The sequence below is a fragment of the Kitasatospora sp. NPDC058162 genome (assembly GCF_042884005.1).
In the GTDB taxonomy this organism is placed as follows: Bacteria; Actinomycetota; Actinomycetes; order Streptomycetales; family Streptomycetaceae; genus Kitasatospora.
Window position 1 is genome coordinate 401934 of sequence record NZ_JBHVUS010000006.1, and the last position, 24034, is coordinate 425967.

General features: G+C 70.6%; 13 protein-coding genes and 1 pseudogene. 12 read left to right on the forward strand and 2 right to left on the reverse strand.

Annotated features, from left to right (window positions below; genetic code table 11):
- Nucleotides 1-126 precede the first annotated feature (126 nt).
- The 5 genes from ACFVXG_RS15530 to ACFVXG_RS15550 are packed head-to-tail and all read left to right on the forward strand — an operon-like array spanning nt 127 to nt 3310.
- Complete coding sequence (locus tag ACFVXG_RS15530) at nt 127-528, forward strand: Fur family transcriptional regulator (RefSeq protein ID WP_387927861.1); 402 nt, start codon at nt 127-129, stop codon at nt 526-528.
- A gap of 52 nt (nt 529-580) precedes the next feature.
- Nucleotides 581-862, forward strand: a complete 282-nt coding sequence (locus tag ACFVXG_RS15535) for a hypothetical protein (RefSeq protein ID WP_387927773.1) — start codon at nt 581-583, stop codon at nt 860-862.
- On the forward strand, nt 859-1890 hold the full coding sequence (locus ACFVXG_RS15540) for a CobW family GTP-binding protein (protein WP_387927775.1): 1032 nt from the start codon (nt 859-861) through the stop codon (nt 1888-1890). The genes ACFVXG_RS15535 and ACFVXG_RS15540 overlap by 4 nt, the downstream gene beginning before the upstream one ends.
- A complete protein-coding gene (locus tag ACFVXG_RS15545; protein WP_387927777.1) occupies nt 1887-2915 on the forward strand; it encodes a WD40 repeat domain-containing protein in 1029 nt (342 codons plus the stop codon). Before ACFVXG_RS15540 ends, ACFVXG_RS15545 begins: the two co-directional genes overlap by 4 nt.
- Nucleotides 2885-3310: a (2Fe-2S) ferredoxin domain-containing protein gene (locus ACFVXG_RS15550; protein WP_387603273.1), complete on the forward strand. Its 426-nt coding sequence runs from the start codon at nt 2885-2887 to the stop codon at nt 3308-3310. The genes ACFVXG_RS15545 and ACFVXG_RS15550 overlap by 31 nt, the downstream gene beginning before the upstream one ends.
- A 467-nt stretch (nt 3311-3777) precedes the next feature.
- On the opposite strand, the gene ACFVXG_RS15555 is transcribed toward ACFVXG_RS15550, so the two are convergent.
- On the reverse strand, nt 3778-5325 hold the full coding sequence (locus ACFVXG_RS15555; RefSeq protein ID WP_387927779.1) for a recombinase family protein: 1548 nt from the start codon (nt 5323-5325) through the stop codon (nt 3778-3780).
- A 407-nt stretch (nt 5326-5732) separates the two neighbouring features.
- Nucleotides 5733-6122 (reverse strand): annotated as a pseudogene (locus tag ACFVXG_RS15560) (helix-turn-helix domain-containing protein); the annotation flags it as partial.
- Nucleotides 6123-6809: 687 nt separating this feature from the next.
- Here ACFVXG_RS15560 and ACFVXG_RS15565 point away from each other — a divergent pair.
- The 7 genes from ACFVXG_RS15565 to ACFVXG_RS15595 form a co-directional block, all read left to right on the forward strand.
- Nucleotides 6810-7688 carry a hypothetical protein gene (locus ACFVXG_RS15565; RefSeq protein WP_387927781.1) on the forward strand — a complete coding sequence of 293 codons (879 nt, stop codon included), beginning with the start codon at nt 6810-6812 and terminating at the stop codon, nt 7686-7688.
- Complete coding sequence (locus ACFVXG_RS15570; protein WP_387927783.1) at nt 7689-8750, forward strand: hypothetical protein; 1062 nt, start codon at nt 7689-7691, stop codon at nt 8748-8750.
- Complete coding sequence (locus ACFVXG_RS15575; protein ID WP_387927784.1) at nt 8747-10810, forward strand: hypothetical protein; 2064 nt, start codon at nt 8747-8749, stop codon at nt 10808-10810. The genes ACFVXG_RS15570 and ACFVXG_RS15575 overlap by 4 nt, the downstream gene beginning before the upstream one ends.
- An 11-nt stretch (nt 10811-10821) precedes the next feature.
- The gene (locus tag ACFVXG_RS15580; RefSeq protein ID WP_387927862.1) at nt 10822-15417 is read left to right on the forward strand and encodes a DUF6603 domain-containing protein; all 4596 of its coding nucleotides are present in this window, start codon (nt 10822-10824) and stop codon (nt 15415-15417) included.
- Between the two features lie 40 nt (nt 15418-15457).
- On the forward strand, nt 15458-17803 hold the full coding sequence (locus tag ACFVXG_RS15585) for a hypothetical protein (protein ID WP_387927786.1): 2346 nt from the start codon (nt 15458-15460) through the stop codon (nt 17801-17803).
- A complete protein-coding gene (locus tag ACFVXG_RS15590) occupies nt 17800-22950 on the forward strand; it encodes a discoidin domain-containing protein (RefSeq protein WP_387927788.1) in 5151 nt (1716 codons plus the stop codon). Before ACFVXG_RS15585 ends, ACFVXG_RS15590 begins: the two co-directional genes overlap by 4 nt.
- A gap of 49 nt (nt 22951-22999) precedes the next feature.
- The coding region (locus ACFVXG_RS15595; RefSeq protein WP_387927790.1) for a hypothetical protein at nt 23000-24034 on the forward strand (1035 nt) is incomplete at its 3' end.

Sequence of the window (24034 nt, forward strand, 5' to 3'; positions counted from 1 at the left end):
CGCCGCGCCCCCGGGGGGGTTGGCCCTTCACCTTAACCACCAGCCTCTCGCCCCCCTCCTTGATCGCGGGGACCCCCCCCGCCGCGGGCCCCCCCCACGGAACTCCCCGGGCAGGACAAGGAGTCGATCGGGCGCCTTACTCCGCAGCGGGCCCAGGTGCTTCGCGCCCTGGCCGGGTGTGAGGACTTCGTCAGCGCCCAACTCCTGCACGCCGGCCTGCTGACCACCGGCTCCCGGGTGGGGCTGAGCACCGTCTATCGCACCCTGACCGCGCTGGCCGCCGTCGGCCGCGCGGACGTGGTGCGCGACACCAACGGCGAGAAGCTGTTCCGCTACCGGCCGGGCCCCGACCACCGGCACTACCTGATCTGCCGCCAGTGCGGCGCGAGCCAGCCGGTCGACGCCACCGCTGTCGAGGCGTGGGCCGACCAGGTCGCCGAGATATCCGGCTTCGCCGACGTGCAGCACACCGTCGAGCTGACCGGCACCTGCGCCGCCTGCCTCGCCGCCGCGAGAACCGCCGGCTGACCACCCAGGCACACCCACCACCACCTACGGCACTGCCGAAGGAGGCTCCGCCATGCCCAGACCACCGTCACCGCACCGGACCACCCGGCTGACCGCGCTCAAGAACCACACCCGCGAACTCCTCGAACTGGCCGAGGACGACACCGTCCTCATCAGCCAGCTCGACTGCACCGAGCCGGGATGCCCACCCGTGGAGACCGTCGTCGCCGTACTGCCACCCTCCGGTGCCATCCGGCGCTGGACCCTGCACCACCCCCTCGACGAGGTCACCCCCGAACTGCTCGCCCAGGCCCTGACCCAGGCACCACACACCGCCGAAGGAGAACGACCGTGACCAGCCCCGCCACCACCACCGACGAAACTGAGGACCAGGCCGACACCCGCGTGCCCGTCACCGTCCTGACCGGTTTCCTCGGCTCCGGCAAGACCACCCTGCTCAACCGCATCCTCACCGAGCAGCACGGCCTGCGGATCGCCGTCATCGAGAACGAGTTCGGCGAAGTCGGCATCGACGACGCCCTCGTCCTCGACGCCGAAGAAGAGATCTTCGAGATGAACAACGGCTGCATCTGCTGCACCGTCCGCGGCGACCTCATCCGCATCCTCGGTGCCCTGATGCGCCGCCGCGAGAAGTTCGACCAGATCATCATCGAGACCACCGGCCTGGCCGACCCCGCCCCCGTCGCCCAGACCTTCTTCATGGACGACGAGATCTCCTCCCAGCTACGCCTCGACGCCATCGTCACCCTGGTCGACGCCGCCCACATCCTGGAACACCTCACCGAGGTCAAGCCCGAAGGCGTGGAGAACGAGGCCGTCGAGCAGATCGCCTTCGCCGACAAGATCGTCCTCAACAAGACCGACCTGGCCACCCCCCAGCAAATCGCCGAAGTGACCTCGCACATCCGCGCCATCAACGCCCTGGTCGAGATCATCCCCGCCCAGCAGGCCAAGGTGCCCCTGGCCAAGGTCCTCGACGTGCACGCCTTCGACCTCGACCACGTCCTGGCGAACGACCCGGCCTTCCTCACCGAGACCGAGCACCAGCACGACACCACCGTCACTTCAGTCGGCATCGACCTGCCCGGCGAGCTCGACGAGGAACGGCTCAACGCCTGGCTCGGACAGCTGCTGCGCACCCAGGGCGCGGACATCTTCCGCTCCAAGGGCATCCTCGCCATCGCCGGGGACGAGCGCCAGTACGTCTTCCAGGGCGTCCACATGCTGTTGGAGGGCGAGAACGGCCGCGCCTGGCGCGCCGGCGAGGAGCGCCGCAACCGGCTGGTCTTCATCGGCCGCAACCTCGACCGCGCCGCCCTGAACGAGGGCTTCGCCAACTGCCTTGCCGGGGTGCGCGCATGACCACCGCAGCCGACATCTCCGTCCGGTGGACCACGGCCGTCGACGACGCCCCGGTCGCCGTCGCCACCGCCCCGGCTGGCGGCCTGGTCGCCATCGCCGGAGCGGCTGGCACCGCCTGGATCCTGGAGACCGCCACCGGCACCCCCGTCGGCACCGTCAGCCTGCCCGGCGGCCTGCTCGCCCTCGAATTCTCCCCCGAAGGAGCGCACCTCGCCTTCACCGGACCCACCGGCCACGGCCTGTGGCGGCGCTGCGACGGCCGAACCCTGACCTTTGCCACCGGGGCCTGGTCCAACGCGGTGCGCTGGACCTCACCGGAACGCGTGGCCGTCGCCTCCGGCCGTCGCGCCCTGGTCCTGGACCCGGACGGCACCGAGCAGTGGGCCACCGACCCGGCCCCCAGCACCGTCACCGACCTGGCCTGGCTGCGCGGCGGCCGACGCCTCGTCAGCTCCGCCTACGGCGGCGTGCGCTGCCACGAGCGGCACACCGACAAGCCGGTCACCGAGTACAAGTACCTCGGCTCTCACCTCGCCATCGCCCTCAACCCCAACGGCCGCTGGATCTGCACCGGCAACCAGGACGCCAGCATCCACATCTGGCACACCCGGGACGGCGACGACCTCACCATGCACGGCTACCCCGACAAGATCGCCCGACTCGCCTTCGACGACACCGGCCGCTGGCTCGCCTCCGACGGCGCACCCGACATCACCGTCTGGGACTTCTCCGGCAAGGGCCCCGCCGGCACCAAACCCCGCACCCTGCGCGCCCACGAAACCGTCACCGCCCTCGCCTGGCGGCCGGGTGGCGGCGCCGTCCTCGCCAGCGCGGGTGCCGAAGGAACCCTCGCCCTCTGGCGAGCCGACTCCGGCCGCCCCGGGGCCCTGGTCCGGCCCGCGCACGCGCGTGAACTGCCCGAACCGGTCACCGCCCTTGCCTGGGCCGGGCCCGATCTGCTCGTGTTCGCCGACTACGAAGGGCAGGTGGAGGCTTGGCAAGTACCGGCCGCTCTGGCCCGCTGACCCTGCGGCCCGGCGGACGGCCCTGCACTCTGGTCGTCTGCCGGGGCTGCTGCTGCGGCAGCACCAGCAAGCACCCCGCCACCGACCACGACCAGCAACTCGCCCTGCTCCGCCAGGCCGCCGCGGACTCCGGCGGCGAACTCGCAGTCCGCACCAGCAACTGCCTCGACGCCTGCGCGCAGTCGAACGTCATCGTCGTCCAGCCCTCCACCCGAGGACGCACCCGCGGCGGCCGCGCGGTCTGGCTCGGCTGGGCCCTCGACGACAACAGCCTCGACCTGATCACCCAGTACGCGCTCGCCGGCGGCCCAGGCATCGCCGAACTTCCGCCTGCCCTCGACCTCCAATGCATCACACCGCCCCGCGTACCGGCCATGGCACTCACCCGGCGCTGACTCCCGGCCGGTTGCACGCCACGGCGGGCAACCGACCGGGCCGGTGCAGTCCCTTACTCCTCGACACCGGCAGGCGCAGTGCCGCCCTCCAAGTGCTGGCGAATCGCGGCGTACCGCTCGGGCGCCCACTCGGGCGACTTGGCCAGCTGGTCTGCCAAGGATGGCCGGCCCTCACCCAAGGCCGTGTCTCCCATCGTCTCCGCGAGCGTTCACGGCCAGTAGCAAGGCGCAGCCCAGGCGGTTGGGCAGCCGACGTGATCTCGTGGCCTCCGCTCGGCGCTTCTCACCGCATCTCATCGTCAAGGCCGCCGCGTGTGCACTGGTTGTGAAATGATCTTCTACGAGGCCTCTATTTCCGCAGGTCAGGGGCATGTTCGATCAGAACTACGACAAGTGCAGAGCCTGCGTAGTCGGGGCTCTCGGGTCTCCCACGACCCCGGTCAACCGACCTACGCCGTGCTGCCGGCTCAATCCAGCCGTCCAACACGCGCCTCGAGTTCGGCTGGCAGGTACCAGCCTTCAAGAGCGGGCGTCATGTAGAGGCGGGCTTTGAGGCCGAGGAGGAGCTGGCGGCGATGCTCTTGGTCGGCTTGGCTCCAGGCGTCGGCGAAGGTCTGGCCGGTCTCGAGCTCGACCCAGGCGGAGGGGCGTTGCGGGAGGGCTGCGAGGCGGCGGCGTTCGTCGACCAGGGTCTCGAGGGCTTCGGAGTACTCGTCGTCGCCGCCGGGGTAGTCGAACAGGTTGCGGCGCTTCTCCTCCCTCAGGTCGCGCATGGCCTGGGTGACGTGATTGAGCTGTTCGGTGTGGTCCTCGCCGGGGATGAACCGGCGGACCGTCATCGCTAGACCGGCCAGGCGCTCCACCAGCGCGGCGATCGCCGCGGTGACGCGCTCGCCCCTGATGGACTGGCCCTTGCAGGCGGGCTTGCCGGCCGTCTTCGCGCACCGGTAGTACTCGTACACCTTCCCGTTCTTCGCAAAGTTCAACTGCCGGTAGAAACGGTCCCCGCAGCGGTCGCAGTGCGGCACGCCCAGCCAGGGCGAAGCACCGTTGGATCGTTCCTTCGTGACCGAGCGCTCGTCCATTGCCGCCTGGATCTCCGCCCACTCCTCCTCCGTGAACAACGGCTTCGCTATCCGGATCGGCAGGCCCTTCGCATCCCGGGCGATCTTGCGCGCCTTCACCGAGCGGCCGGTCAGCTTCAGGCCCATCGTCGCCGGCGAACGAAGGATCTTCCCCACACTGCTCGGGTTCCAGTGGTTCGACGGAGCAGTTTTCCGCTTGCTCGAGTACGACTCACCCTGGTTCTTGTAGGCGTGGGTCGCCGGGGTGTCGAAGCCGGCAGCCTCCAGGGCCATGGCGATCATCCACTGGCTCTGCCCCTCCAGGAGCAACTTACCCATGTACCGCACCGCCTCCGATGTCACCGGGTCCGGCTCCAGCGTCCGCCCGCCGCCAGGTCGGTCCACGATCCGGTACCCGTACGGCGGCTGGCCCCCGGCCCACCGGTCCGTCTTCCGCAGGTGCTTGTGCGCGGCCGTCACCCGCGCCTTGATCCGCTTGAGCTCCATCTCCGCGAAGATCGACGCCAGCATCAGGAACACCTTCGCCAGCTCGTTCCCGAAGGACGACTCCCGACCCTCCCGGTAGTCCAGGGTGATGCCGTCGTCGGTGAAGACCAGGACCTTGTGGTTCTCCTCAGCCCAGTGCGCCACGTCCGCGCAGTCCTTCGCGGATCGGAACGCCCGGTCGACCTTGGCCCACACCAACGCGTCCCACTCGTCCTGCCGCTCGGTGAGCCACGGCCCCAGGTCCGGGCGCTTCCAGGGCGTGATCTCGGCGGAGACGTCGAGGTCCTCGAAGGACCCGACGATCTCCCACTCCTTCGCGAGCGCGTGCCGGGTCGCTGTCTCCGCTTGGATCAGGTGCGAGACCTTGCCCTCGTTGCCGTGCGTGTCCGAGACACGCGAACCCACCACCGCCCGAACCGGCGCCAAAGCTGTCATGCTGCCCATAGGAGGCCCCCTACCGCCCAGGCCAGCAGACACCCTCGAACAACCTGCACTCGAACGGGTGGACCTTTTACAAAAGGCGTCGTTCCGCTGGAGAGTCGACTATCTGATGGCTAGTCAGAAACTTGCGGCCACATGCACCTCAGCTCGCGTCGAGCAGGCTCCCTCGCATGCTGCACGGTGGTCCGACCACGCACCGGTGACCGCCATCTTCGACCTCGACCAACTCCGGTAAACCTGAGAGAAGTTCGGCTATATGGTTTCAGCTTCCGCGGTCGTCGCACTGCCCACTCAGAGCGACGACCACGGCTGTCACTGGCACTACAACTGACCACGCTGCGATCTGCAGTCTCTGACTGAAAGTCAGCTAGTGACCCGGAAACGCCTCGGTTTGTAAAAGCCAACCCCCATCTGGCGAAGCCGAGCGCGATGTCGACCGCGGGGAACCAGAGGTCGCACTGGGCCAGCTCGCCGGGCCGGTAGGTGGTGCGGGAGGCCGGGTCGACCGGCAGGTAGGCGGGGCGAAGTTCGCGGATGCGGTCCTTGAGCACGGTCATCCCGTGCTCCCAGCCGATCCGCTCGGCGATCACCGTGGCCGGCATCGTCGGCGCCTGCCGCAGCAGTTCGCGGATCCGGTCCTCGACCGAGTCGACGACCGGGCCCTTCGGCGGCCGGTCATGGGCCAGGGCCCGCTTGACCGTGTTCTTCGAGATGCCCAGATGCCGCGCGATCGCCCGGATCGGCATCTGCTCGGCCCGGTGCAACCGGCGGATCTCTGCCCAGCCCTCCACGGGGATCACCCTTCCCTCCTGACCTTGATCGACAAGGCCAGGATCAGACGGAGGGCACCATACGAGTCACTTTGATCCGCCTTCAGAGGGTCCGCGTTCGACCGTCGCTGAGATTCACCGATGACGGTCCGTTGGAACTGTCCGCCGGTGCGGCGTGGCACGTCCCTGCGGTGCCTACCGAGCGGCATGGTAGTGCCGCACGCTTCGCAAACGATCCAGCGAGCCAGTCGAGCCGAAGGACTGGGAGGGGCACGATCAAGACGTTCTATGTTGTCAGCCGCCCAAGTGTCACTCAGGCCACCTCCGCTCGCGGCCAGCGGACCACCCAGCCCCCGCGCCGCATCCGGGACATCACCGTCCTGGTGGGCGCCTTCCGGCCCTGTACCAACTGCCCGGGAGCATCCCAGCCGAGCCATCGGCTCAGCAGGATGCGCGACAGTGAGCAGAGTCGCCACCCCACGGCGACGCGACGCTTGAGACCACAGACAACACTTGACGCGTCTGGGGCTCACGCGACATGGAACCAGACCAACTTCAACTCAGCTGTGGCCCTGGGCAAATGGCCGGTTTCCACGAGGCCCACTCGCTGGGCTTGCACGGTCCATGGTCCTATGCCACGAGTGCGGTCCGGGGGGTGTGCGGCCTGCATGCACTCACATCATCTGCCGCGCACGCCGCAAGGGGGCTCGCTTCGCCATGCCCGCGACCGTTGAAGAGCTCAAGCAGAGTTCTCCGGCCCTAGGTGGGGACTTCGAACTTCTACTGGACCGATTTCCGCTCGTGGATCTCTACAAGCTCCTGGAGACCGGGACGGACCTGGTTCTGCACGCCGCAGAGGCATCTGATGACCAACTCAACGTCATCGGCTCCGCTTTCGCGCGGGGCGTGCGGCTCACCTCGCCCTCCGCGGCGCACGCGGCGAACGAGTTCGTGACGGGGCAGCCCGAACGGATCGACGCCGCGGGCGAAGCGCCCGATGCAACTGGACTGGCGACTGCCTGGGTGCTGGATCCGGCAGACGGGCCGCGAGTACTCGTTCAGTGCAACCTGACGGACCGGGCGCCGACGGCGGCGGAGCCCGAGTGGCCGCAGCAGGGCTTCGCCACGCCGGTGGTCGACTCTCGCCTGGCGGTGTCAATCGGAGTGAAAGGCACGGGTTCCCGCCCGCCCGAGCCGCCGCGGATCGGCCAGGAGAACCCAGGCAGCGATGAGGTCGGTGTCCGCCGCGCCGGACTCGCCACTGTCGGTCCAGGTGGGGTGTTGGCCGAGAGGGGCCCGGGGTTGAACGCCGCGGTGGTTACCGCGATTGGCGAACCGCCGTGGCCACCAGTGCGCGACTCTGATCTGGAAGCCGGCCTGTGGCTGTGCGCCTTGTTCGCCCGGCCTGGCCAGGGCACCCACCCCACCACCAACCCGGCGGTCGAACGTCCGTCGGAGTCACATGCACTTGCCGGGGCAGTGACCCGCAGGACTCGCCGCAAAACGGCCCCTTCGGGACGCGAAGCCCGATCTCGTACGTCGTTCCTGCACCATTCCAGACATCACGGTGAATTCAGGCGAGAAGGGTATATGTGAATGTCGCCACTTGCGCAGCCCGGAAGCACCGAGATCCCCAAACAGCCCAACCTCACGACAGAGGCCGGGCTTCCGAAGCTCCCCATCTTTCCCTACCTTCACGTCCCCGTTCCGGAGTGGCTGTACAGGTTCGACACCAGGGAACCGGAGGAGATCTTCAAGGACGGGTTCGCCGCCTGGGGCACCGGGCTTGATCTCTGTCGACACGTGGCGGGATTCACCGCATACCAGCGCATCTCCGGTTTCGTCAGTACCGCCTCCGACGTTCGGACGGCTATCAACATGTTCATCAGCTGGAAGGTCAAGAAGGACGACCTCCTCAAGGCATGGGCGATGGACACGGAGATTTCGAAGTACGCGCAACAGTATGCGGCGATCACCAAACAGATCAGGGAGAGCGAGGCATCGTCTCCCATTCCGTCGGTCGAGGTCGCCTTGAAGTTGGCCGCGCTCTACACGAAGGAACTGGTAGCTCTTTCCGCCGTCAACGACTTGGCCGAGGACCGCAAGTCCGCCGCCTGGGTGGAAGGCTGGGTGTACGTCATCAAGTCGACGCCCTACTACATCAGCGTCGAGAAGAACCTCCAGGATCCGAGTCGCAGTCGGCTCGCCGGCCCGCGGGCCGTGGCCCTGTCGAAGGAGGCGACTGAATGGGACGTGCCATTTTATGTCGTCAAGGAGAGTATCCGGGAGGCGGTCAAGGTGCGCTTCACCCGTATCAAGGCGACGCCTGGAAAGCCGGCAGCACTCGTGCACGACGTCCTGCTCGAAGCCCGGAAGAATGCCGACTACGACGCCAATGCCGTCTTCGATCCATACAGCCTCGAACACACGATCACTCGCCGGAAGCCTTACACCGGTCTCATCGGCTACTGGGCCCCGGTCCGTTCCGATGACCCCGGCTATCCGTACGCGCCCGGGAGCAGCGACTTCCCGGCCCTGGCGCCCTCGGACTGGTCGGGAAAGCCGGAATACGAACGCCCTGACGGCCCCCGCTACCCCTTCGGCCGTCCTAAGGACATCACGCCCGCCTACCCGGCATGGCAGGAGAAGGGAAAGTGACCGCGACCGTGAAAGGCATCAACGAGACGGACGTCCACTCCTGCCCGGGGCTCGGCCGCCAGGTCGGTGACCGCCTGCACCGGCCGAACGACGAGCGGTATGTGGTCCTGGTCGAGGGCACTGGTTCCGGCACGACATACAAGCTGAGCCCCACCGCAGGAGGTACGTCGAAACTTCCCCCGGTGAAGTGGGACCAGAAGAACTCCTGGTTCGCCCCCCCTGAAGGACAGGAGGAAGTGTGGTCCGCCGCGGGGCGCCCCGGGTGGTACTGGGAGATCGTCGCGAAGGCAGCCGTTACGGCCTCCTCGCAGCTGGGCCCGGCGCGCGGCGATCTGGAGCAGCTGGGCATCGTCATCCCTGCCGTGTTCCAGGCGCTTGCCGAGGTTCTGGGCGTCGAGCGCCCCACCGCGTTCACGGACTTGAGCGACCGGATCGTGCCGATGCCCGCCGAGGAGATCGCCCTGCTCGGCCGGGTCAACTCGATCCTACCCGCCGGCAAGGTGTGGGACGACTACCTCACCCTGTCCGACCTCCGAGCCCTGGGCAGCGGGAACCCCGCGCTCGTCGGGCCCGCACGACAGAAGATCGAAAACCTGGGCCCCGACATGCTCCTCCCGCCGGGGCCTCCCACGCCGACTCCCGCCCTGTCCAGGGCCCAGGCGGTGGCCGTTCACCAAGACGTCATGAAGGACCAGCCGCCTGCCGACATCAACTACCGGCTGGCGCTGGTCGCGGCGCGTCATCCGCTGGCCCGCCGTCACCTGCTCGCCCATGAGCTCATGCACGCGCACTCCAGTCTCGGGTACGGCTTCCAGGATGTCAGCACCCATGTCGACGAGGCGTACACGGAAGTCCTCGGCCGGCTGGTCACCGACGCACTGACCGCCGTCGAGGCCGGTGTCGCGACGCCCGCGCTGGCGACGGACCCGGCGGCGCAGCGGACGGTGGCCGGGAGTGCGCAGTACAACGTCTTCCCTGCCGATTCCAGGGAGGCCGAGCAGGCGAAGGGGGCTTTGCGCTACCAGAAGAACATCTGGGCACTCGCGAGGGTGGACCTCAGTCCGGAGCGGAAGGGCGGCATCCCGGCCCAGGTGCGGGACTACTTCTTCGGTAGGACCCCCGGTGGAATCCCGGTCGTGGGCAGCGTTTTGAACGTCAGCACCCCTGGGGCGGGCCCCGTCCTGCCGCTGGCGCGCCGCGCCGCGTCGCAGCAGGCCCCCGTCTACCTGTACATGCCGGACGAGGGACCGGTCGACTACCACTTGCTGGTGGTTCCCGGGCCCCCTGCCCATGCCGTCCTGATCGACTGCGGTTGCGATGACCGGGCGCAGGCCGATGCGGTGGTAGCCGAGTTGAGGGAGACGTTCCAGCAGGTTCTCCCCACTGCCCCCGACGGCAGGAAGCAGTTGGGAAGCGTCATCATCTCCCGTGCTGTGCCGCGGCGTTACAACATGCTGGCTGCCGCGACCCGGGGGCTGTCCGTCGGCGCCGTTTACCACGCCTCCCCGGCGGAGGCGTACAACGCGCCCGCGCTGGGCGGAGGCACCAAGACCTCCGAGTGGCTGAAGGCGCACGGTGGCCAGGAGTTCCCTGCGGCGTTCTCCACGCTCCGTCGCCCGCTGCTGACGGCCGGTGCCGCCGGCGTCTATGTCCTGGGAGCCCACCTCGACGGTTCGACCCGCGGACCTGCCGGCGCGTCTGGGAGCGCGGTCCTCCTGATCACCTACGGGGGGCTGCGCCTGATTCTGACCTCCGACGCCGACGCCGCCGCTGCCCAGGCCATCGAGAACGTCCTCAAGGGCGCGGGGTCTCCCGCGGTCTTCACGCATCCGGCCGCGCTGGCCGTGGCGACCGGCCGGCCGAACGTCGAGGCCGGCCGAGGGTGGCCCTGGACACAGGGCATGTCCGCCCAGCCCGGCCCACCCCTCGCGGACAACCGCATCGGACATCCACGCCGCACCGTGGTCACAACCGTGGTCGGCGGTATGTCGGTGGAGTGCGGCGCTGTCTTCTCAACCGCAGGCAATGAGGCAGCCTACGGCCTCGTCGAGGGGATGTAGCCGTGCCTGACATGAGCCTTGAATCCATCAGCGAACGCCTCGACGAGGCCGTTTCCAGCGGCGGCCCGTTCATCGTCGGTGCGCAGGAGGTGGGCGAGCCCTTCGCCCTGCTGTGGGACTTCGTCGGCGGCAGCGACAAGGTCGTGCTGACCACACCGCAGCGGCCGCCCGGCTCCGCCGGCGAGGTCAGGGCCACCGGCTCCGTCGAGTTGGCCGGAGCGCAGCAGGCCGGGGCCTCCGTGACCTTCACCGGGGATCCTGTGGTGCAGACCGTGCAGTTGGAACTCGGTCTCGCTGACTGGCAGTTCCACGACTGCGAGGTCTCGTGGGACCTCAGGGCCCTGAGGGATCACCTGGGGGAGGCGGCGAAGCAGGCACGGCTCACGGCGGTGATCACGGCAGCCGTGGACGCATCGGCGGTGAGCCGGGTCCTCCTGCACCTCCCAGGCCCCGGGGGACGGGACATCCCGTTCGAGGTCTCGGTGGACTCCGACGGTACCTGCCGGCTCTCGTCGGTCCTCGGGCCAGAGGGGATTGCCGTCTCCTCGCTCACCGACCTGGAGTTCCTGCCCGGGCTGGGCGGCGGGGTTCCGGAACTGCCCGACGGCATTCCGGCCCCGGACGATCTGCGCCTGTACGGTGCGTCATTCGCCGTGGACTCCTCGGGTGTCCTCCAGTCGGTCGCCGCCCAGGTGCTCCTGCTGCGCGAGTGGAACGTCCTGGGCGGCGACCTGCCGCTAGCTCTCAGGGATGTGCGGCAGGACTTCGCCCTCCTCCTTCTCGGCAGCGGACAGGACGTCCCGGTGGTCACGGGGCTGTCGGCCACCGTGGTCCTGGGCGAGGTGGAACTGACCGCGACGGTATCGCTGCCCGATCTCGCGCTCGAGCTCGTCGCCTCCCTCCCCCTGGGGTCCAGGACGACGGACATCCTCCCCGCCGGGGTGGCCGCACAGCTCGCCGACCTGGGACTGCCTGTGGAGCAGGGCGACACCGAGCTGCTGGTGACAGCCCGTGGCAGTCTGCACACGAGGGAGTGGTCGCTGACCTGCGGTCTCGAGGGCGACCTTCCGATGGGTCCCCTCACCCTGCACGACCTGTATGTGACGGCCTCCCACAGCCGCGCTGACGCCCTGCTCCTCGCCGTCCATGCGGCCGCCTCCGTGGGTGGCGTGGGTTTCGCCGTCAGCGTGGAGCGCTCCGACCACTGGGTCGCCACCGGAGCGGTGGACAACCTGTCGCTCACCGTGGTTGCCCGATGGGTGGCCGATGCCTTCCAGGTCGAGGTCCCGGTCATCCCCGAGGTGACGCTGGAGGCGCTGGCGGTCACCTATGACTTCACCAGCCGTGACTTCACCTTTGTCTGTGACAGCTGGCTGCAGTCCGGCGACATTTCCGCGGAGCTTCATTTCGCGGCGGACCGCCGGGGCGCGGGAGGCGGAAGTCTGCTGCGCGCGACGCTGGCCGTGGACAACCTCGCCGCGGAGCCGGGCACGGTACCGGTCTGGTTCGACGCGGAGTGGGAATCGCAGCCGGGGGGCGCACGGATCAGCGCGGGCTGGCAGGCCTCCACCGAGCCCGACAGCCCCGGTCTGGGAGTGGACACGCTGCTTGTGGGGCTGGGGTTCGAGGACGCGGCGGATCTGCTGGCGGAGCTGCCGCGGGCGCTGTGTCCGAGCCTGCGGTCGGTGAGCTTCAGGTATGACGGGGCTGGTCGTTCCACGGTGGTCGCCGCCGAGTTCGGCAAGGGCGTGGTCGTGTTCGCGTCGGTCCCTGATCCGTCGCCGGCGGGGCCCTCGGTGTCGTTGCTGCAGGTGGCGGTGAACGTCCAGGTGGGACTGACGGATCTGCCGTTGTTGACCGGCGTGGTGCCGGCGAGTGCGGATCTGCGGCTCTCGCGGGTGGGTGTCGTGTACGCCTCGCGGGACGCGTCGGCCACGGTGGTGGAGCGGCTGAACGCGCTGGTGGCCGCGACGCGCCCGTCGTTGCCGTCCTTCCCCCAGGCGCCCGCGGGCCCGGGGTCGCAGGGCGGGCTGCGGCGGGGCACGGTGCTGGTCGTGGGCTACGAACTGCCGGGCAGTGCGCCCGCGTCGTTGATGGTGCCCCTGTCATCCGCCGGGGGCTCGGGGCAGACGGGGTCTCCGACGCTGCCGCAGACCCGTTGGGGAACGGGTGGTCCGCTGGAGGCACGGGCGCTGCCGGGACCCTGGAAGGCGCCGGAGGGGGCCAACCCGCCGGCGGCCGAGCAGGGCCCGGTGCCGTCGCCACGGTCTGACGCCGTGGTTGACAGTGCACCAGGTGTGACCGGTGCCGGGGATGGTGTGGTGGAGGGTGTGGTGTGGCCCGCCGGCCGCCCGATGCCCGGTCCGCAGAGCCCGGTCCCAGCCGTGGCCGGCGGCGTGCCGGTTGCACGTGCCGGGTCGGGTGGGTCGGGGGCTTGGTTGGACGTGGGCCGGTCGTTCGGTCCGCTGCACGTGTCGAGGATCGGCCTGGCTTACGAGCGGGGCACCGTGTGGTTGATGGTGGACGGGGCGTTGACCGGTGCCGGGCTGACGCTCAGTGTGGCGGGCCTGGGGCTGGGCATCGACCTGTCCGGCACGGATTCATTCCCGGTGCGGACCCGTTTGCAGGGTATGGGGGTGAGCTTCGAGCGCCCGCCGCTGCACGTGTCCGGGGCTCTGGTCAGCCGCCCGACCGACGAGTGGCCCGTGCTGGTCCAGGGCGCGCTGACGGTGGAGTTGACGCCGAAGCTCAGCGTGCTGGCGGTCGGCGCCTACCAGAAGCGGCGGGACGGCGCGGTGTCGCTGTTCGTGTTCGGGCGTGCGGCGGTGCCGTTCGGGGGTCCGCCGCCCTTCGTCGTGACCGGATTCGCGCTCGGGTTCGGCTACCAGTCCAGCGTGCGCATCCCGGAGCAGGATGAGATCGGGTCATTCCCGTTGGTGAGGGGCCTGGACGGTGGTCTGCCAGCGGATCCGCTGGAGGTGCTGGCCGAGCTCACCGGCGGCGGCGATCCGTGGGTGCGGCCGGCCGAGGGTCAGATCTGGCTGACCGGGGGCCTGGACTTCACCTCGTTCGAGTTCGTTCGCTCGCGGGTGCTGCTGCTGCTGGAGGCGGGGCGGGACCTGACGCTGGCGCTGATCGGGACCTCCGAGGCGCGGTTCCCCAAGTCGGGGCGGGCCTACGCGCAGGTGCGGGTCGAACTGCGGGTGGTCTACCGATCCGCGCGTGGTGAACTCGCTGCCACCGCCATGCTGGTGAACTCCTACGTGATCGACGAGGCGTGCGCGCTGACGGGTGGTTTCGCGTTCTTCCTGTGGTTCGGGCCCAGCCAGTACGCCGGGGACTTCGTACTGACCGTCGGCGGCTACCACCCCGACTACGCACCCCACTTGCCCGCGCACTACCCGCGCGTGCCCCGGTTGGGTTTCACCTGGTCGATCAGCGGGACGGTCACCATCTCCGGGGGCTGCTACTTCGCGCTGACGCCCCGGGCGATCATGGCCGGCGGTGCGCTGGACGTGCGCTACAAGTCCGGCAACACCGAGGCGTGGCTGACCGCCTGGCTGGACGTGTGGATCCAGTGGTCACCGGTGTACTTCACCGCCTCGATCGGGGTGCGGATCGGCGCGAAGACCAAGCTGCTGTTCTGGATCCGCGCCGAGATCGGCGCCGAGGTGCGCCTGTGGGGCCCGCCGACGGGCGGCGAGGTGACGCTGCGGTTCGTCTTCTTGAAGATCACGATCAGGTTCGGCAAGTCCCGCGCACTGCCGCCCGCACTGGACTGGGGCCGCTTCGCGGCCGAGCTGCTGCCCGCGCAGGTGCCTCTGCAGGTCCTGGCGGTCGAGGGGCTGTTGGCCGAGACCGACCTGGACCCTGCGGTGCGCCGTGCCCCGCAGGCCGAGCCGTGGCGGGTGGACCCGGCCGGTTTCGCCTTCAGGGTCACCGCGGTGGTGCCGGTCACCGACGTGACCTGGGCCGACCGACCGGTGACCGGCGGCCCGACCGATCCGGCTGGGCCGTTGCACATCCGGCCGATGGACCGCCGCGAGGTGGTCAGCCGACTGGACGTCACCGTCGCCTACACCCTCGATGCCAGGAGGCCAGGCGCACTGTGGGGCCAGGCCCCAGGCATCGAGAGGTGGACCGCGCGGCTTGAGCGGGGCCGGGTGCCGTTCTCGCTGTGGGGCGCCCCTGACCCGAAGGCCACCGGCGAGCTGCTGGACCACGGCACGGGCCTTGAGGTCCATGTCCCGGCCCCCCAGACGGAAGGTCAGGCCTACACCCCCATCGCGGAAGCGGACCTGGACTTGGAGGACCTGGTCCCGCCGGCCCTCAACCTGCCCCTGGACCCGGCGGCCGGCCCCACCGGTCCGAGCCCCGTCGCGCCGCCCGCCTCGGGCGCCGGGGTCGGCGCGGTCGCGCGCGGCATCGCTGCACCAACCCAGGTGGCGGCCCGGGCCGGTCTGCACCATGCCCTGCGCGACCTGCTGGCCCCCAGCGCGCCGATCGACGACCCGTTCGCCCTGGCGGACGACGACCTGGCCGCCTACGCCGCTCACGTGGCGGACATCGGCCTGGACGCCGACCCGCTGCTGGTCCCCTCGGCCTGACGGACCCCTTTTCGCTGCTACAGATCCTGGGAGTACGGCCTTGAGCGCAGAGCCGACACCGACCGGCGCCGCGGTGCGCCGCGACCCGCAGTTCACCCTGGAGTTCCGCGACAACCTGCAGACCGCCGTTCTGGCCGGCTCGTACGAGATCACCGCCAGGCAGGTCCTGGAGGGCATCGACACCGGCGACTTCTTCCCGGTGCAGAAGCAGCGCTTCGAGGTCCACGCCCCCCAGTTCACCCTGGAGCCCGGCCTGCTCCACGCGGTCAACCCGCTGCCGGACACCGACGCCGACTACGCGACCACCCTGGCGCACGTCACCCTGACCGACCCGCTGCTGCCCTGGAGGCGCCACATCGCCCCCACCGCGCGGGAGGCCCGCGAACCGTGGCTGGCGCTGCTGGTCTTCGCCGCCGGCGAGCTCCCCGAGGACCCGAACGCAAGCGGACTGACCCGCCCCGACACCGTCGCCGACCTGCTCGACGACGCCACCCCCGGGATCTGGCACGCCAAGATCGCCGCCGGGCAGCGCGACGCCGACCCCGGCGCGCCGATCGCCACCGTGACCATCCCCGGCCAGGTGTTCACCGCCGTGGCACCGCGCACGAGCGAACTGCGGCACCTGATCCACGTACGCCACGTCCGCCCCGACACAGGGCTGCGCGCCGAACAACTGGCCGAGGGCGACTACAGCGTCGTGGTCGCCAACCGGCTCCCCGACCACTCCGAGGCGTCCGGCTATGTGGCGCACCTGGTCTCCTTGGAGGGCTGCGCGCACATCCTGACCGCCGCCGACACGCGCACCCTGGGCCCCGGCGAGCTGGTGCGGCTGGTGAGCCTGCACACCTGGGCCTTCGCCAGCGCGCCCGACGAGCACGGCGGTTTCCCCGGCCTGGTCCGCAACCTGTTGTTCACCCCCGAAGGCGCCGAGCGCGACCTGCTGCTGCGCATCCCGACCCCCGAGGGCGCAGGTGCACCCGCCGCCGCGGCCCGCGCCCGCCTGCAGGGCGGATGGGTGCCGCTGGACTTCCGCCTGGAGACCGGGGAGCAGTCCTTCGCCTGGTACCGAGGACCGCTGGTCTGCGACCCGGCTCAGGACCTGCCAGACCCGGCCGACCCGGCCAAGGGCTGGACGAGTGCCGCGGAACTCATGGTTTACCTCGAACAGTGGGGTGTGTTCGACGCCTCGTACGCGGCCGCGTGGACACTCGGTCGCGCACTCGGCCTGGCCGACGCGGACTTCTCCGCCTCGCTGGCCGGCTGGCACGCCCGCGCCCGCTCGCGGGCCGCCGCCCTGGCCCAGCGCCTGGCAGCTGCGGGCCAGGATCCGGTGCGCGCCGCCCAGGCCCTGGCGCCCCGGGCCCAGGGCCGGCGCCTGGAGACGCTGGCCTCCGACGGATCCGCGGCCAGGCTCTGGGCGACCGCCGGTGCCCTGCCCGCCACGGCCGGCGAAACCGCGCCCGCGCGCCGTACCGGCACACACCCCGCCCCCGGGCTCCTGGCCGCGCCGGGGGCCAGCCACATCACCAGGCTGCTGCACCAGCTACCGCCACAGCTGGCCAACGCTCTACGGGAGGAGCTGGGAGACACGGACGACAGCGCCGCACAGTGGCTGGCATCCCTGGCCCACCTGCACCACCTGTCCTTCGCCCACCTGGTGCCGGACGAGCGCGCCCTGCCCCCCGAGTCCCTGCGGTTCTTCTACCTTGACCCGGAATGGATCGCCGCCGTGCAGGCCGGTGCGGCCAGCATCGGCGTCACCAGCAGCCTGGACACCACCCTGGCTCGCACCCTGGGCCCGGCCGCCCGAGCCCGGGCGGCCGCGACGCCCGCAGCGGGGGTCCTGATCCGCTCCGCCCTGGTGCCCCACTGCCCCGGCCTCCTCGTTCGCCCCTACCTCGGCGGACCCCCCGACAGCGGCGGCGTCCCCATCGCGGTGCTGCGCCAGGACACCCTGGGCCCCGACACCCTGCTATGTCTGTTCGAAAAGGTCCCCGACCATGTGGAGCTGGCCGAGCCGCCCGAGGGCCTGTCGTTCGGCATCGACCTGGCACCAGGCAACGTCCCCGCGCTCAACCTGCGGCGCCTGGACCCGCCGATCGCCCAGCAGATCCCCGATGCCACGTTCCCCCAGACCCCCGGTGCCACCGGCCTGACCCCGCACCTACGCGCCGATCCCGCAGGCCGGGCCCGGATCCTGGACCTGCGCCCCGGCGAGGCGGGCGGACTGCTGGACCTGCTGGCCGCCCGCCTGGCCGCCGAAGGGCAGTCGGGCCCTGCAGGTGAATTCGGGCCGGCGGGGCTGGCCATCCAGCTGGTCAACACCCCGCGCCGCCAGATCGTCCGCCGCCCCGCCTCCGCCCACACAGGAGTGAGCGCGTCATGACCACCCATCAGGACTACCCCACCTCGCCCTTCTTCGACGATCCCCGGATCCCGGCCCGGCTGTCGGACATCGTGAACACCCACAGCTCGAGCGGTCTCCGAGTCGAGGTGATCGACGCCGACCGCAACCAGTTCGACACGGCCGAGAACACCAGTGGTGCCGGGTATCCGCCCATGTCCGCCGGGCCGTTCGACCGGCCGCTGCAACAGCTGGGCTGCGCGGGGGCGTTCCTGCAGGGCGTGGACGCGGCCTTCCAGATCGCCGCTGTCTCCACCGACCGGTACTTCTTCCGCGGTGACCAGTGCCAGCGGCGCCGCGACGGGGCGACCGGGGCGATCAGGGCGATGTGGCCGGGCCTGCCCGAGAACTTCTGCCGGAACCTGGACGCGGCCGACCATCACGACGGCCTGGTGTACTTCTTCCGCGCCGGGCAGGTCATGGCCTACGACCTGGCGGCCCAACAGCCCTGCGACGGCTACCCGCGCGCGCTCGGCGACCTGTACCCCGGCCTGCCCCCGGAGTTCTCCACCCGCCTGGACGCCGCCGTCTTCGACGCGTCCTCGCCGCAGGCCCGCCTGATCCTGATCTCCGGACGCAGCAGCCGGATGCTGCCGCTACCCACTGCGGGCGACGCGACCGGCAACGCCCTGGTCGTGCCCTTGAGCATCGAGGCGCTGGCGGTGACCCGCACGGTGCGCATCGCCGAACCGTTCGCGCGGTGGCAGGCCAACTACGCACTCACCCGCATCAACCTCTCCCCCGAACCCCCCGCGTTCTCCAACACCGACACCACCTTCGGACAGGACCCCGACCGGGAGGGCGTGTACCTGCACTGGCAACTGCCCGAGGCCCTCACCTGGGGGCACGAGGACCCGGGCGACGACCAGACACGCTTCCCGCTGGTACCCAACCGGTGGATGGTGGTGCGCACCGCCGCCGAGCCGGTATCGGGTCGTCGCGTGGAGGCCGGCTGGGTGGTGGAGGGCGACTTCCTTCACCCGGCCGAGGGCTCCACCCCCTACCTGGACCCCGCAGACCGCAGCCTGACCCGTATCGGACGCCGCTTCGACCTGGCCACCGGCGCCTGGACGGAGCCCGCGCCACGCGAGGGCGGCCTGTTCCTGACCGCGGTCGGTCCCGGTCTGCCGACCTTCGCCGCCTACCAGCCCTACAACCTGGACGTGTTCTCCCTCCACGACGACCTGCAGGACCTCCCCGATCCCCGGTCGACGTGGCAGGTCAGCTACCTGGTCGCCGGCTGGTACAGCGACCCCGATGCCGACCCGCTGGCCCCACCGCACTACACCCCCGCCCGCCTGGACGTCCTGGGCTGGGCCACCGCCCAGGACGGGACCCCGCGCACCGCCCGCACCGTGTACCAGGGCATGGCCCTGCAAGTCGCGTGGCGCCGCGAGGGCGGCACCCTGCCCGCATCCGACCGCCCCGACCACCTGCGCGTCGCCATCGGCCACACCAGCGAACACGCCACCGAAGCCCTACTCAAGGACGCCGCACGCCGCAGCGGCCTCTCCGAAGACGCCGCGGACCTGCTCGCCGCCTGCCACCGCGGACTCCTGGACACCCGCGAGGAACCCGACGGCGCCTTCGAGGACCATCGCCGCACCCACGCCTCGTGGTTCACCCCCAGCGCGGCCGACTTCACCTGGATCCTGGAACCCGCACCCGACCCCGGCTCCCGCTCCGGGTCACTGCGTGCCCCCAGCTCCGACGCGCGCAGCCGCGCCCAACGCGCCGCCGACGCCGACCTCCTGGCCACACTCAACGAACGCCAGGCCGCCCACGACCATGCGGCCGGCGAACTGGCCGCCGCCCAGCGGCGCCTGTACGACCTGTGGTGGTGCGCGAACCTGCCCCGGATCCCCGACGATCCCGACGGCGAACCCGGAGCGTTTCCCACAGCCCTGCGCGCGGCCCTGGCTCCCGCCGCCGCCGATGTCGCCCAGGCCCGAGAGGATCTGCTGGCCGCGCGTGCCCTCATCCCCTGGGGACTGACCGAGGACGAGCTGCTGGCGGCGATCACCGACTACGCCCGATGGTTCAGTCCCGGCACAACGCTCAAACGCGTCCCCCTGACGCCCTTCGCCCACGCCAACGACCCGGTCGTGGTCATCCAGGGCACCAAGGCCAACACCGACCCCGACACTGCGGCGCGAGTACGGGACGAGGACGACGACGAGCCGGACCTGCGGCTGGCCTGCCGCTGGCCGCACCAGCTCGTCAGCGCCATCACCCTGGACGGGCACACCTACCGAGCCCCCGACACTGCCGTCCCCGCCCCTGTACACCTGCCCCAACCCGTCGGCCTGGACGGACTCCTCCCGGCCCTGCTGCGCGAGTTCTTTCACCTGGACCCCGGCAACGCCACCGCCCTCAAGTCCGTCACCTCCGGCCCCGCCAGCGCCGAGCAACTGGCCCGCGCGATGGGCGATCCCCTGGCCCACGCGGTGGGAACCGTGCCCGTGCTGGGCACCACGCCCTGGCGCCAGCCCTGGTCCCCGCTGTTCTTCGAGTGGCAGGTCGACTACTACCCCATTGACGTCCACGACCCCGGCACCCCACCGACAAGCCCCTCCCCGCACTGGACCTTCACCGGGCGGCGCTACCACTGGAACGGTACCGGCGCCCACCCGGTCCCGGTCACCCTGAAGGGCCGCCAGTTCCTCGGCCCCACTCCCGGCCAGAGTGCCGGCGACAAACTCGACCAGTACGCCGCCACCCACCCCGGCCCCCACGCCGCCGCGCTGCGCGCGCTGGCCCGCCAGACCAGGGAGGGCAACCTGTTCTCCGAGGCGCTGGTCGGCTTCCACGACCAGATCGCCGCCCGCTGGCCCCACCCCCCGGTCATCCCCGCCCACCTGGACCCGGACCTGCACACCGCCCTGTCCGAGGCCGCAACCCGCACCCTGCCCCCCAACCCCGGCCCCCTGCCGCGCCCCTTCACCGGCTGGGCCCGCACCGCCTTCCAGCCCGTCGCCGCCGGCCAGTTCGCCTTCCACCGCCTGGCCGTGGTCGATCGCTTCGGACATGCGCTGGCCGTGGTCTACCCGGACTTCCGCCCCTTCGACGAGGAGGACGAGGACCCCGGCGACACCGTTGGAGTGGGCACCCCCGCACGCGCCTTCCACCCCGTCCTGCCCGAGGAACTCGCCCCCTCCCCGCGCGACCTCGATGACCCGGCAGGCGACCCTGCGGACTGCTACACCATCCACGACCCCACCTGGTACCGCTTCATCCAGATCACCCCGCGGCTGCCCCAACCCGCCGGCACCCACCTGACCGCCCTCAGCGCCGATGACGACACCCACGACCTGGACCAGGACCACGACCCGAACGCCAACGCCATCGCCGCCTGGCTCATCCCCAACCACCTCGACCAGGCCCTGCTCTGCTACACCCCCGCCGGAGCCCCCTTGGGGGAACTGCGCACGACCCTGCTGCCCGCCGGCGCCCGCCACGTCACCTGGCACCCCCTGCCCCACTCCACCCACCCCACCCCCGCCGACCTCGCAGACGACCTCCCCCACCTGCACGGCTTCGTCACCGCCCTGCAAACCCGCGGCCCAGCAGCCCTGCGCACGCTGCTGGAGGTCATCGACACGGCTCTGACCACCACCCAGCCCGACGCGGAAACCCTCACCGCGGACCCGGCCGTGTTCATCGGCCGCCCGATCGCCCTGATCCGCGCTCGCCTTCACCTGTCCCTGGACGGCCCGCCGGTGGCCGACCCGACGTGGTCCAACCTGCTGGACCCCGCCGCACCCGCCTACCCCGACTACACCTGGCCCGTCCGCCTCGGGGAACGCGACGAACTCGGCGACGGCCTCATCGGCTACTTCCACGGGCAGTACCACGACACCGACTACAGCGTCCTGCACACCGTCCTGGACGACGTGGAACTGCCGACCAGCCCTGCCACCGCGGCAGAGTACGTGCGGCCCATCGGCTCCGGGGCCGGCCTGGCGCTGCCCGCCCGCCACCACGGCGTCCCCGAAACGCCGGGCGCCACGACCACCCTGGGCGGCCAGGACACCCTCCCGCTGATGTTCGACGGCCGCCTGGACACCTACTACCTCAGCGACCCGCCGCCCTGGGAAGCCGGAGACAAGGAGATCATCGCCGACCTCGGTACCCCGTGCCAGGTCACCGCCGTCCACCTGTATCTCGGCACCGACAGCGGCCAGTTCCTCTTGCCCCGAGGCCAGTTGCAGGCTTCCACCGACCAGGTCACCTGGACCAGACTGGCCGACACCAGCAGCGAGGTCCACTACACCCCCGCCGCGCCCTTCACCGCCCGCTACCTGCGCATCCTCCACACCGGCGCCGCCAGCGAGCCCGTCGCCGTCCGAGGCTTCCGCATCCTCATCACCGGCAAGAGCCCCCGCCACAGCGCCTTCCTCACCCTGCTGGCCGATCCGCGCGGCACCATCCACGCCACCACCGGCCTGCTGCCCGCCGCCTCCCTGCGCCTGCCCACCGCCCACGTCCAGGACCCCCTCGCCGCGATGGCCGTCAGCTTCCGCCTGGCCCCCCTGCTCACCACCACCGAGCCCGGCCACCACCTGCCCTCAGCCGCGACGACAGCCGGCACCACCCAGCCCCACGAACTGGCCAACATCCTGGACCGCGACCCGCAGACCTACTACCTCAGCGCCGGCCACCCCGCGGAAGGCACCGCCATCACCCTGGATCTGGGCGAGGACCTCCACCTCACCCGCATCAACCTCTACCTCGGCGACCCTCAGGGCGATCACCTTCCGCCCGCCGGGACCCTCGAAGCCCGCACCGGCACGGCCACCGCCTGGACCCCCCTACTCACCACCACTGCCGCCACCCCCGAGGTCCACTACGCCCCGCCCGGCGACCTCACCGCCCGCCACCTGCGCCTTCGCCTGACCGAACCCGGCGACCAGCCCCTGGCGATCCGTGCCTTCGCCTACACCGGCCACACCGCTCTGACCCTGCCCGTCCCCTCCCCGCGTCACGGCATCTGGGACTGGGCCCAACTCGACGGCGACACCTGGACCCAGACCCCCACCCACCCCGCCGACAGCACCGCCCGCCCCCGCCCCAACCCCGCCCTGCGCACCGGAGCCCTCCACCTCAAACCCGCCGCCTCTGAGGACTAGCAAGACCGTCCCACGCACCACGCGTCCCGCCCGACCGAGGAGCCCCGCCATGACCACCGTCACCGAAACCGACGCCTGCCTTCTCAGCTACGACCTGACCAGCTACCCCAACCCCCTCACCACCGGCAGCCACACCCCCACACCCGGCACCCGCAGTGAACAGCCCACCGCCGACATCGACCTCGTCATCTCCAACAGCGGCCTCCGGGACGTCGAATGCTCCCGCATCACCATCGTGCTGCCCATCGGCACCCTCGCCCAGGACCTCGCCAGCGACGGCCAGAGCATCAACGCCTACGTCCAACCCGCTGACGCCTGGACCCTGGTCCCCGTCCAGGACGACGTCCTACTCGCCATCCCCGCCACCGAGACCGCACACTTCCCCGCCGGCGCCTCCACCAGCAAGACCTTCACCCTCACCCCCGCTCGCGGCGGAACCGCCACCGTCAACACCGACGGGCTGCACATCCGCCTCACCAACATCCACGTCAACGCTCAACCCGGCATCGCCCGACTCACCATCGAAGAACACACCACCGACAACGACCAGGACCCCACCCCCCGACGCACCCACCTGACCCTGGCCAAATACCCCGGCCGCTCCACCGGCGCCCTCGACCACCCCGGCGTCGGCCGCGACCTCATCGCCTTCAAGGCGAGCAGCACCGAACCCGCCATCCTCATCGACTCCGGCACTCCCATCGACCTTCGCTGGTACCACGAAAGCACCGACACCCACACCCTCTACTACAACGGGAAGACCAAGACCTTCGGCGCGGACCCCGTCTCCGGCTACCAGACCTTCCCGCTCAAAGCAGAAAACGGGGACTGCCCCACCCGCGACACCACCTACGTCCTCCACACCGCCCGTGCCACCCAGGAAGCCGGCATCGTCGATCGCTGGGACACCCTCACCGTCACGATCAAGGACCCCACCCTCAACGCCCTCACCGTCGCCAACCAACTTCAGGCCAACGGGGCGGTCACAGCGGCACAGACCCTCGATGTCACCGGGAGGACCACCGCCAGCACACTCGACGTCACCAGCAACGCCACCGTCACCGGAACCCTCGGCGTCACCGGA